At 69.7% G+C, this 11539-nt stretch carries 9 protein-coding genes; 4 read left to right on the forward strand and 5 right to left on the reverse strand.

Translation table 11 applies throughout. The features are described 5' to 3' along the window. Positions 1-66 precede the first annotated feature (66 nt). Entirely contained in the window at positions 67-765 is a 699-nt protein-coding gene (locus D8I30_RS00670) for a type 1 glutamine amidotransferase (RefSeq protein WP_121481017.1), read from the reverse strand. Between the two features lie 89 nt (positions 766-854). Between D8I30_RS00670 and D8I30_RS00675 the strand changes: the two genes are divergently transcribed. Continuing rightward, on the forward strand, positions 855-1193 hold the full coding sequence (locus D8I30_RS00675) for an antibiotic biosynthesis monooxygenase family protein (RefSeq protein WP_121481018.1): 339 nt from the start codon (positions 855-857) through the stop codon (positions 1191-1193). Here D8I30_RS00675 and rlmJ read toward each other — a convergent pair. Next, entirely contained in the window at positions 1190-2011 is an 822-nt protein-coding gene (gene rlmJ / locus D8I30_RS00680) for a 23S rRNA (adenine(2030)-N(6))-methyltransferase RlmJ (RefSeq protein ID WP_121481019.1), read from the reverse strand. The genes D8I30_RS00675 and rlmJ overlap by 4 nt on opposite strands. Positions 2012-2285: 274 nt before the next feature. Between rlmJ and D8I30_RS00685 the strand changes: the two genes are divergently transcribed. Continuing rightward, positions 2286-2690: a hypothetical protein gene (locus D8I30_RS00685; RefSeq protein ID WP_121481020.1), complete on the forward strand. Its 405-nt coding sequence runs from the start codon at positions 2286-2288 to the stop codon at positions 2688-2690. Positions 2691-2861: 171 nt separating this feature from the next. Here D8I30_RS00685 and tdh read toward each other — a convergent pair whose 3' ends face one another. From tdh to D8I30_RS00700, 3 genes are all read right to left on the reverse strand, one after another. After that, positions 2862-3908, reverse strand: coding sequence for an L-threonine 3-dehydrogenase (tdh, locus tag D8I30_RS00690; RefSeq protein WP_121481021.1), 1047 nt, complete (start codon positions 3906-3908; stop codon positions 2862-2864). A 115-nt stretch (positions 3909-4023) separates the two neighbouring features. Next, positions 4024-5214 carry a glycine C-acetyltransferase gene (locus D8I30_RS00695; RefSeq protein WP_121483329.1) on the reverse strand — a complete coding sequence of 397 codons (1191 nt, stop codon included), beginning with the start codon at positions 5212-5214 and terminating at the stop codon, positions 4024-4026. A gap of 51 nt (positions 5215-5265) precedes the next feature. Continuing rightward, on the reverse strand, positions 5266-6123 hold the full coding sequence (locus D8I30_RS00700) for a DUF4232 domain-containing protein (RefSeq protein WP_121481022.1): 858 nt from the start codon (positions 6121-6123) through the stop codon (positions 5266-5268). 139 nt (positions 6124-6262) lie between these two features. Between D8I30_RS00700 and D8I30_RS00705 the strand changes: the two genes are divergently transcribed. Further along, positions 6263-8356: a TonB-dependent receptor domain-containing protein gene (locus tag D8I30_RS00705; protein WP_240387271.1), complete on the forward strand. Its 2094-nt coding sequence runs from the start codon at positions 6263-6265 to the stop codon at positions 8354-8356. 223 nt (positions 8357-8579) lie between these two features. Next, positions 8580-11387 carry a TonB-dependent receptor gene (locus D8I30_RS00710; RefSeq protein WP_121481024.1) on the forward strand — a complete coding sequence of 936 codons (2808 nt, stop codon included), beginning with the start codon at positions 8580-8582 and terminating at the stop codon, positions 11385-11387. Positions 11388-11539: the final 152 nt, after the last annotated feature.

Genomic DNA, 11539 nt, shown 5'->3' on the forward strand with positions numbered 1-11539 from the left:
CGTCACCCTAGACCGACGGAAGTTGAACAAGGCTTAGCGCCGTTCACCGAAATGCGACGTCGCGGCTCAGGCCGTGACGCCGAGGTAGGCGCGAATCCAGGCGCCCAGCACCGCCCGGTCGTTGGGCTCGGCCAGGCTGGCCTGGGCCTGGTCGATCATGGCGTCGGGAATGCGGCCGCGCCGCCCCTCGGTCAGGTCGGCGGCGAAGGCCGGCTCAAACTCCGGATGGCACTGGAAACTGATCGCGTCCTGCCCCCAGGCCAAGCCGGCGTAGGGCGTGAAGGCGCTGGCGATCAGCACCCGCGCGTCGGACGGAGGGACGATCACCTGGTCCTGGTGCGAGACCGGGATGGCGAGAGAGGCGGCCGGCGGCTGCATCCAGGCCTCGTCGCCGACCACGTCATAGCGGTGCAGGCCCACGCCCCAGCCCTTCTCCGACTTCTCCACCCGGCCGCCGAAGGCCTGGGCCAGAATCTGATGGCCGAAGCAGACGCCTACCAGGCGCGTCTTGCCGCGCGCCGCCCGCAGCCAGGCGGACAGGGGTTCGATCCACGGCAGATCCTCATAGACCCCGGCCGCCGAGCCCGTGACGATGGTCCCGGCGAAGGCCGCGGGATCCTCGGGCAGTTCGCCCGCCTGGACGTCGAAGCGCTGGGTGGCCGCGCCGTCGCCCAGCAGGACGCGAAGCTGGGCCGTGTAATCGCCGAAGACCTCGGCCAGATGGGCGGGTGGGCGGCCGGTCTCGAGGATGGCGATGGCGGTCATGAATTCTACTCGGTCAGCGAAGGCGAAAGGCAGCCTCCGCCCCTCGATTGAGGTAGAAGGAGGAGGAAAGCAATGAGGCCAAAGACGCCATGTCCTCCGACGCCCATCACGCCCATGACGACGCCGCCCGTGACGAGCCGGTGGTGCTGATCAATATCTTCAAGTGCGACGCCCGCCATCAGGACGCGCTGATGGAGGGCCTGGAGGATCTCGTTCGCACCCAGACCGCCCTGCCCGGCTTCGTCTCGGCGACCCTGCACAGGGGCCTGAACGGCCGGGTCGCGGCCAATCACGCCGTCTGGGCCAGCGCCGACCACTGGAAGGCCATGACCCGCCATCCCAAGGTGGTGGCCGCCATGGGGCCGATCCTGGCCATCGCCACCTTCGAGCCTCACCTCTATGAGCCAGGCGAGGTCATCAAGGCCTAGCCCGCGCGCCAGACCTCGGCCCGTCCCCCGGCGTCGCCCAGGGCCTGGACGGTCCAGCCGCAGATTTCGGCGGCGGCGGCCTCGGCGCCCGAGGGCGGATTGACCACCGTCATGGCGCAGCCGTTCATCTTCATCGGGTTGTTCAGCGGCCGCAGGCGCGCCTCGGCCACCAGCACCCGCGCCAGGCCCGCCTTCTCCAGTCGACGGATGAAGCCGTCGAAGGTCTCCAGGTCCTTGAGCGGCGTCCAGATCGCCACCGTCGCGGTCGGGTCGGCGCGCACCACCGCCGCCGCCGTCTCGGCCGAGCGCACATAGTCGTCGGGCCGCTCGAACGGCGGGTCGATCAGCACCAGGGGCGACTTGAGGCCGCGCGCCGCGCGCTGCGCCCCCTCATAGCCGTCGCCCGCCTGGCCCGTCGCATTGGGCCAAGTCGCCAGCGCCTCCTGGAGCAGGGCCTCGACCGGGGGGTTCAACTCGAACCCCCGATAGGAATCCTCCGGCCGCAGGGCGCGCGCGACCAGCACCGGTGAGCCGGGATAGAAGCGGACCCCGCCCTGGGGGTTCAAGGCCGCGACCTCGGCGGCCAGGGCCTCGATCAGCGGCGGCCGGGCCTCGGCCGTCATCAACCGCGCCACGCCCGCCTCGGCCTCGCGAGAGCGGACCGCGTCGCCCGACAGGTCATAGAGGCCGGCGCCCGCGTGGGTGTCCAGCACCGCGACCGACCCGCGCGCCTGCCGTTCCTTCAGCAGCCACAGCACCAGGGCGTGCTTGACCAGGTCGGCGAAGTTTCCGGCGTGAAAGCTGTGACGATAGTTCATGGCCGCTCGTCCCTCGGTCCGCGCGCGGGGTCAAGGGGAAGGCGCCGGTGGCGCGTGAACGGCGTGCGTCTTTCCTCTCCATTTCATGGGGAGGGGGACCGCGAAGCGGTGGAGGGGACGACGCCAACGTCCAATGTCGAGACGCCCCCTCCGTCACGGCGCTCGCGCGCCGCGCCACCTCCCCATGAAATGGAGAGGAAAGCTGAAATGACGGTTGTTTCAATTGACCAACCCTTGTTCCATGGAGGAGCCTCAACGCCTCACGAGGGCGCCCATGGACCAGCAGCTTTCCAACCGCTTCCTGCGCCTGGCCGTGGCCTTCGCCCTGATCGGCATGGTGTTGGGCTACTGGATGGGGTCCAGTCGGGACTTCACGGCCTCGCCGGTGCACGCCCACATCAACCTGCTGGGCTGGGTGTCGATGGCCCTCTACGGCCTGTTCTACCGTATCCTGCCCCAGGCCGCGCGCGGTCGGCTGCCCCAGGTCCATTTCTGGACCGCCCTGATCGGCCTGCTGATCTTCATGCCGGCCCTGACGGCGGAGCTGATCGGCGGCCCCGCGTGGGCGTCGTTCGCCCACATCGGCCTGATCGCGGGGCCGACCCTGACCCTGCTGTCGATGGCGGTGTTCGCCCTGATCGTGTTCCGCGCCACCGGGCCGCGCGCGGCGACGGCCTGAAGCGCTCGACCTTCTCCCGCCCCGTCCCGGGGAGGGTGGCTGAGCCTGTAAGGCGAAGCCGGGTGGGGCGGCCAAGCAAATCAACCGCGCCCTTAAATCACCCAGCCCTCCCCACCCGGTCGCTGCGCGACCACCCTCCCCGGGACGGGGAGGGAGAGAGGATGCGTGCCGTCAGTCAGCCCAGTTCAGAACCACCTTGCCCGACTGGCCCGACCGCATGGCCTCGAAGCCCTCGCGATAGTTCTCATAGGACATCTGGTGGGTGATCAGCGGCTGCAGGTCCAGGCCGGCCTTCAGCAGGCCCAGCATCTTGCGCCAGGTGGTGAACATCTCGCGGCCATAGACGCCCTTGATGTTCAGGGCCTTCAGGATGATGCGGCCCCAGTCGGTCTCGGTCGGCTTGGCCGGAATGCCGAGAAGCGCCAGCCCGCCGCCCATGATCAGGGTGTCGACGCACTGGTTGAAGGCGATGGGCGAGCCCGACATCTCCAGCGCCACGTCGAAGCCGACCTTGAGGCCCTGCTCCTTCATGACGTCGCGCAGATCCTCGCGCAGGGTGTTCACCGTGCGCACGCCCGGCGCCACCTTCTGCGCCAGCTCCAGCCGGTAGTCGTTGATGTCGGTCAGGACCACGGTGCGCGCGCCCGCGTGGCGGGCCACGGCGGCGGCCATGACGCCGATCGGCCCGGCGCCGGTGACCAGGACGTCCTCGCCTAGCAGGTCGAACTGCTGCGCCGTGTGCACGGCGTTGCCGAAGGGATCGAGGATGGAGCCGATCTCATAGGGCACGTCGTCCGGCAGCTCGATGACGTTGAAGGCCGGGGCCACGACGTATTCGGCGAAGCAGCCCTGGCGGTTCACGCCGATGCCGCGCGTGTCGGGGTCCAGATGGAAGTGGCCCGCGCGCGCCGCCTCGGAGTTCAGGTCGATGACGTGGCCCTCGGCCGAGACGCGCTGGCCGACCTTGAGGCGACGATCCACGTCCTTGCCGATGGCGACGATCTCGCCGGCAAACTCATGGCCGGTGATCATGGGGACCGGGACGTTCTTTTGGGACCACTCGTCCCAGTTCCAGATGTGGATGTCGGTGCCGCACACGGCGGTGCGGTGCACCTTGATCAGCACGTCCTCGTCGCCCGCGACAGGGATGGGCGCCTCGATCAGGTCCAGCCCCTCGGCCGGCTTCATCTTGGCCAGGGCCTTCATCATGTCAGCCATGTCGTTTCCTCATTCTTTTTCGTCACTCCGGAGGCCCGCAGGGCCATCCGGGGCCGCCGGAAGCGCCGGCATATGCTGCGGTCCGGATAGCGGCTGCGCCGCTTCCAGGATGACGTCAGATGACGCCCAGTTCCTTGCCCGCCTGGGTGAAGGCGGCCACGGCGGCGTCAATCTGCTCGAAGGTGTGGGCCGCCGACATCTGGGTGCGGATGCGGGCCTGGCCGCGCGGCACCACGGGGAAGCTGAAGCCGATGACATAGACGCCCAGCTCGAGCAGGCGCGCCGCCATGTCCTGCGCCAGCTTGGCGTCGCCTAGCATGACCGGAATGATCGGATGCTCGCCCGGCAGCAGGTCGAAACCGGCCTCGGCCATGGCCGAGCGGAAGCGCGCGGCGTTGGCGAACAGTTGCGTCCGCAGCTTGTCGCCCTCCTCACCCGAGGCGATGCGGATGGCCTCCAGCGACGAGCCGCAGACGGCGGGCGCCAGGGCGTTGGAGAAGAGGTAGGGCCGCGCGCGCTGCTTCAGCAGCTCCACGACGTTCTTGCGGGCGCAGATGAAGCCGCCCATGGCGCCGCCCAGGGCCTTGCCGAAGGTGCCGGTGACGAAGTCGACCTCGACGCCGCAATGGGCGAAGGAGCCCTTGCCCTTGGGGCCCAGGAAGCCCGTGGCGTGACAGTCGTCGACCATGATCAGGGCTTCGTACTGGTCGGCGAGGGCGCGGATCTGATCGATCTTGCCGATGTAGCCGTCCATCGAGAAGGCGCCGTCGGTGGCGATGATGATGTTGCGGGCGCCGGCGGCGCGCGCCTCCTTCAGCTTGGCCTCCAGGTCGGCCATGTCCGAGTTGGCGAAGCGGTAGCGCTGGGCCTTGGACAGGCGCACGCCGTCGATGATCGAGGCGTGGTTCAGGCTGTCCGAGACGATGGCGTCCTCGGCCCCGAACAGCGGCTCGAAGATGCCGCCGTTGGCGTCGAAGGCGGCGGCGAACAGGATGGCGTCCTCGAAGCCGAGGTAGTCGGCGATGGCGCGCTCCAGCTCCTTGTGGATCTCCAGCGTGCCGCAAATGAAGCGGACCGAGGCCGTGCCCGCGCCCCACTTCTCCTGCGCCTTGATCCCGGCCTGCACGACGCGCTCGTCGCCCGCCAGGCCGAGATAGTTGTTGGCGCAGAAGTTCAGCACATCGCGGCCGTTGACGGAGATCACCGGCCCCTGGCGCGAGGCGATGACGCGCTCGGGCTTGGTCAGGCCCTGGGCGTCGATGTCGGCCAGTTCGGCGGAGACGCGGTCGTAGAAAGCCATGTTCATGTTCTGGGTCATGTTTGCTCCGCTACGCTGAATCCCGGCAGGTTTGAACCCCTAGTTTGTCGCAGCTGGGGCGGGTCCGGTCGAGGCCTCGGCGACGGGCCGGACAGGGCTGACCTCGACCTGGCCGCCGCAGGGCGTGAAGGCCAGCGGCAAGTCGATCGGCGCCGCCGCCCCCGGCGCGACGACGCGCACCGTCCGGGCCGAAGGGCAGACCGTCTCGCCCTGGTCCTCATGCGGGATGACGCTCCAGGCCAGGTCGAACCAGGCCGCCTGCCCGGGGCGGATTGCGACCGGCGTCGGGGCGCGGCCCTGAACGAGATAGCCGCCTGTCGCCTGAACCGCGCGGACCGAGGTCAGGGCCCGTTCCTTGTCGTCCAGCAGGCTCACCGTCGGATAGCCGCTCACGGTGCAGGCCGCCGCCCCCGCGTTGCGCAACGCCAGGGTGGTGAGGCGATGGCCCATGCCCGCATCCCCGCCCTCGACCGCCAACCGCAGATCGGCGGCCGCGCAGGGCGCGCCGGAGGGGGGCGGGGCGGCGGCGGCGACCGGGCGACTGCATCGCTCGATGACCGCGCCGCCATCCGGGTCGAGACGGGTCAGGACAGCGCTCTCCTGCGCGCCGCGACTGGCGGTCCGCCATTCCAGCCCCTCGCCCGCATAACGCGCGCCGCTGGCCGAGACGGCGCTGGTCAGCAGATAATCGCGGCCGTCATAGGTCAGCCGGGCCGTCTGGGCGTCGGGATAGACGACGGCGATGGTCCGGCCGCTCTCGCAGGCATAGCCGACGGTCGCCAGAGGCTGCCCCTCCGGCGCCTCGACCGGCGAGGTCGGCTGCGCCGCATCCTGGCGCGAGCAGGCGGCAGCCAGAAGGCCCAGGCAGACGGTCAGGACAATTGCGGATCGTGTCATGGAGCCCCCGGAGTTCGCGGCCCTGCTGCAACGCCGGAGGATCAGGAAAGCTCCGCTTCAAGGAAATCGCGAGAGGCGGTTGCAGAGTGATATACTATAACATATCAAACCTCCCGTCATTGTAACGGGGATGCGTGCCATGCGACTTCAAACCCTCCTGCTGAGCGCCGCCGGAGCGGCCGTCCTGTCCGGCCTGGCCCTGGCCGGTCCGGCCCTGGCCGAGGATGTGGTCCAGCCCCAGAAGTCCCAGGCCGACCCGCATGACCACGCCACCGAGGTCGAAGAGGTCGTGGTGCGCGCCCTGCCGCTGGGCCGGACGGGCCACGACGTCGGCTCCCACGTCGCCCTGCTGAGCGGCGACGACCTGGTGCACCGGCGCCAGTCGACCCTGGGCGACACCCTCAGCGGCATTCCCGGCGTCAGCTCCGACACCTTCGGCGGCGGGGCCAGCCGCCCGGTGGTGCGCGGCCAGGCGTCGCCGCGCGTCAAGGTGCTGAGCGAGGGTGCGGGCCTGATGGACGCCTCGGAGGTCTCCCCCGACCACGCCATCTCGGGCGAGCCGCTGCTGATGGAGGGCATCGAAATCCTGCGCGGCCCGGCCGCCCTGCTCTACGGCGGCGGCGCCATCGGCGGGGCGGTGAACCTGCTGGACAAGAAGGTCCCCACCCGCGTTCCCGCGAACGGCGGCGAGGGCGTGGCCGAATACCGTCGCGGCTCGGTCGACAACGAGGAAGCCGGGGTGGTCGGGCTGACCGCCGGGGCCGGAAACTTCGCCGTCCGCGTCGAGGCGGCGGCGCGCAAGGCCGACGACTACAAGGTCCCCGGCTGGGACGAGCCGCGCCTGGACGGCTCCTACAACGAGACCTCGACCGCGACCCTGGGCGGGTCCTGGATCGGCGCGCGCGGCTATCTGGGCGCGGCCTATACGGAACAGACCAGCCGCTACGGCCTGGCCGGCCACGCCCATGAGTTCGAGGGCTGCCACCCGGACGGCGACCACCTGCACTGCGACAGCCATGACGGCCATGATCACGGCAGCCACGATGGCCACGACGCCGAGGAGGGCGAGGACGGTCACGGCGTGCCCGAGGTGCGGCTGAAGAGCCGCCGCGTCGATCTGCGCGGCGAACTGCGCGATCCCCTGCCCGGCATCGAGAACATTCGTCTGCGCGCCGGCTACACCGACTATGAGCACAGCGAACAGGAAGGCGGCGTCGTTTCGACCACCTTCACCAACGAAGGCTATGACGGCCGGCTGGAGGCGCAGCACAAGCCCGTCGCCGGCTTCAAGGGCGTCGTCGGCCTGCAGTTGAGCAAGAGCGATTTCGCCGCCATCGGCGAGGAAAGCTTCCTGGCCCCCAGCACGACCAAGAACACCGGCCTGTTCGTGATGGAGGAGTACGAGATCGGCCTGTGGCACCTGGAAGGCGCCCTGCGTCAGGAATGGCAGGAGGCCTCGGCCCTGGGCCTGCCCGACGTGAAGCACAAGCCCTTCTCCCTGTCCGGCTCGGCGGTGTGGCACTTCACCCCCGGCTGGTCGGGCGCCCTGTCACTGTCGCGCTCGCAGCGCGCGCCCTCGGCCCAGGAGCTGTACGCCGACGGCGTCCACCTGGCGACCAACACCTATGAGATCGGCGACGCCGGCCTGCACGTCGAGACGGCCAATGCGGTCGAACTGACGCTGAGGAAGAACGAAGGCCCCCTGACCGGCTCGGTCAGCGCCTATCACTACGTCTATGACGACTACATCTTCGCCCGCACTCTGGATCAGTTCGAGGACTTCCGCCTGATCCGCTACAGCCAGGCCGACGCGACCTTCACCGGCGTCGAGGGCGAGCTGACCCAGCGCTTCACGCCCTGGCTGTCGGGCACGGTGTTCGGCGACTATGTGCGTGGCGAGCTGAAGGGCGCCGGCGGCAACCTGCCGCGCATCCCGGCGGCCCGGGCGGGCGTGCGGCTGGAGGCCTTCCACGGCCCCTGGTCCGGCGACGTCGAATACGCCCGCACCTTCAAGCAGGCCGACATCGCCGCCTTCGAGACCGAGACGCCGGGCCATGACATGGTCAACGCCACCCTCGCCTATGACGTCGACCTGGGGCCGGTGCGGTCCCAGATCTTCCTGCGCGGGACCAATCTGCTGGACGAGACGGCGTTCAACCACGCCTCCTTCCTGGCCGAGACGGCGCCCCTGCGCGGCCGCAACCTGAGCGTCGGAATCCGCGCCCGGTTCTGATCGCTTCGCATCCGCGAAAATCGAGGCGGCGGCGTCCGACGGATTCCGCCCCCTTCTCCGTTGGAGAGAGGTCGGTTCGGGCAGGACTAAGCGCCTCATTACAGGGGTTTAATCCGGCGGGACGAAATGCGCCATTTTTCGGCGCACATCGGTCTCTAACGAGTCGTCGCGTGTCGGCGGGTCAGGGCGTCGGTCCTGATCCGTGGTTGCCTTAGGACTCCTCATGTCGCCAGTCGCCCTGCTGCTCGCCCTCGCCTCCCTGTCTCCGACGCCGGAGACGGCGCCCGCAACGCCCCTGGGCGAGGCTTCGCCCCAGTCCGCCCCCGGAACGCCTGGGACCGCGCCCGACGGCGCCTATGACCTGGGCACCCTGGAGACGGTGACGACGGCGCGGCGCGGCGCGGCCCTGGGCGACTATGAGCCCGAACTGACTCTCGATGAGGAACAGATCAAGGCCTACGGCGCCAGCACCATCCAGGAACTGATGGCCCTGCTGGAGCCGGTGACGCGCAGTTCGCGCGGCGGCTCCCCGGTCTTCCTGGTCAACGGCCGGCGCATTTCCGGCTTCCGCGAAATTCGCGGCATCCCGCCCGAGGCGATCGAGCGCACCGAGGTCCTGCCCGAGGAGACGGCCCTAGCCTACGGCTACAGCGCCGACCAGCGGGTGGTGAACTTCGTGCTAAAGGCCGACTTCCGCTCCCTGACCATGCAGGCCAGCCTGCGCCGCCCGGACCAGGGCGGCCGCACCTCCACCCAGCTCGAGAACAACGTCCTGCGCATCGCCGGGAAGGAGCGCTGGACGCTGGACCTGGGCTATCAGAACGACACCCCCCTGTTCGAGACCGAGCGCCACATCGTCCGCACGGCGACCGGCGCGCCCTATGACCTGCTGGGCAACGTCACCGCGCCCACCAAGGGCCAGGAGATCGACCCGGCCCTGTCCGCCCTGCTGGGCCAGACCGTGACGACCGCCTCGGTCGGCGCCGGCGCGGCGGGCGGAGCGACCCTGGCCGATTTCGGGGTCGGGCCGCGCACGGACGACCTGACCGCCTATCGCACCCTCCTGCCCAAGCGCGAGAACGCCTCGCTGAACGGCTCCATGGTCCGCGACCTGAACCGGACCATGTCGCTGACCCTCAGCGGCGGGCTGGAGGACACGTCGAGCCTGTCCTACCTGGGCCTGCCGGGGATCAGCCTGACCCTGCCCTCGACCAGCCCCTATTCGCCGTTCGGCGGCGACGTCCTGGTGAACCGCTTCATCGACGCGCCGGGCGCCATGACCCGCAACACCGACACCCGGACCGGCAACGCCAGCTTCCTGGTCGACGGCTATCTGGGGGACTGGCGCTGGACGGTGAACGGCGGCTACGACCGCACCGAGACCAAGACCCGCACCGGGCGCGGCGTCGACCCCGCAACGCTGCAGGCGGGCGTGACGGCCGGGACCATCGACCCGTTCGGCGACCTGGGCCAACTGCCGTTCAATCCGTTCGACACGGCGAAGTCCGTCTCCAGCAAGTCCAGCCTCGAAGGCGTGATTAACGGCGAGGCCTGGGACGGCCCGGCGGGGTCGCTGACCTCGACCTTCAAGATCGGCTTCGACAGCCAGTCGCTGGATTCGGAGACCCTGCGCTCAGGCGACTTCTCCGAACGCTCCCTGTCGCGCGATCGCGCCAGCGCCTCGGGCAACTTCAACCTGCCCATCGCCAGCCGCGACCGCGAGGTCCTGGGCGTCCTGGGCGACCTGTCGGCCAATCTGAACCTGGCCTATGAGGACCTGTCCGACTTCGGCGGGCTGAGCGCCTATACGGTCGGGTTGAACTGGTCGCCGTGGGAGCCGCTCAACTTCACCGCCAGCTGGGCCGACGAGCAGAAGGCGCCGTCGATGTCACAGTTGAACGACCCGACCATCTCGACGCCCAACGTGCCGGTCTTCGACTTCGCCAAGAGCCAGTCGGTGAACATCACCCGCATCGACGGCGGCAACCCCAATCTGTCCGAAGAAACCAAGCGGGTGCTGAAGCTGGGCGTCAACCTAACCCCGCTGAAGGACAAGGACCTGCGGTTCACGGCCAACTACACCCGGACCGAGACGGAGGGCTCCATCGCCGCCTTCCCGACCATCACGCCGGAACTGGAAGCCGCCCTGCCCGAGCGCTTCACCCGCGACCTGGACGGCAATCTGCTGTCGATCGACGCGCGGCCGCTGAACTTCCAGATGGCCGAGCAGCAGGAGATCCGCTGGGGCCTGAACTTCTCGACCGCCTTCGGCAAGCCGGACCCGGCGGCCATGGCGCGCATCAACGCGCGCGGCGGCGGTGGCCCGCGCGGCCCCGGCGCGCCTCAGGGCGGGCCCGGCGCGGGCGGCCGTCCCGGAGGGGCCGGCGCTCCCGGCGGCGGATCCCCCGCCGTGATGCGGATCGAAGGCGGCCCGCCTCCGGGCGGCGGCGCGGGGGGCCCTCCGCCGGGCGGCGGCATACGGATGCAGGTCGGCGGGCCGGGCGGCCCGGGCGGTCGCGGCCGGGGCGGCGGCATGCTGCCGGGCCAGGGGCGCTTCAACGTCTCGCTCTACCACACCTATCGCATCCAGGATGAGATCACGATCCGCAACGGCCTGCCGGTGCTCGACCTGCTGGACGGGGCCGCCATCGGCGCGCGCGGCGGCCAGCCGCGCAACGAGGTCCAGTTCCAGATGGGCGTGTTCAAGAGCGGCATGGGCGGCTTCCTGAACGCCAACTGGAAGGAATCCACGCGCATCAACGGCGGCGCCAACCCCAGCGACGACCTGACCTTCTCGGACCTGACGACGGTGAACCTGAACCTGTTCGCCGACCTATCGTCGCGCCAGAGTCTCGTGTCGCGCTATCCGTGGCTGAAGGGGGCGCGCGTCAGCGTCGGGGTCGAGAACCTGTTCGACCAGCGGCTGGACGTACGCGACGGCCTAGGGAACGCGCCGCTGTCCTATCAACCCGACTACCTGGACCCGCTGGGCCGCACGTTCCGCATCAGCCTACGGAAGATTTTGTACTGAAGCCCCTTCCACTGCCGTCATCCTCCGGCTTGACCGGAGGACCCAGCGGCGCCGAAGGCGATCTTTAGGACCAACGCGGCGCGCGGGCTTTTCGCCCTGACGGGCACCGCTGAGTTCCCCGGTCTGCGCCGCTGACGCGGCTTGCCGGAGAA

The sequence above is a fragment of the Brevundimonas naejangsanensis genome (assembly GCF_003627995.1).
Lineage (GTDB): Bacteria > Pseudomonadota > Alphaproteobacteria > Caulobacterales > Caulobacteraceae > Brevundimonas > Brevundimonas naejangsanensis_B.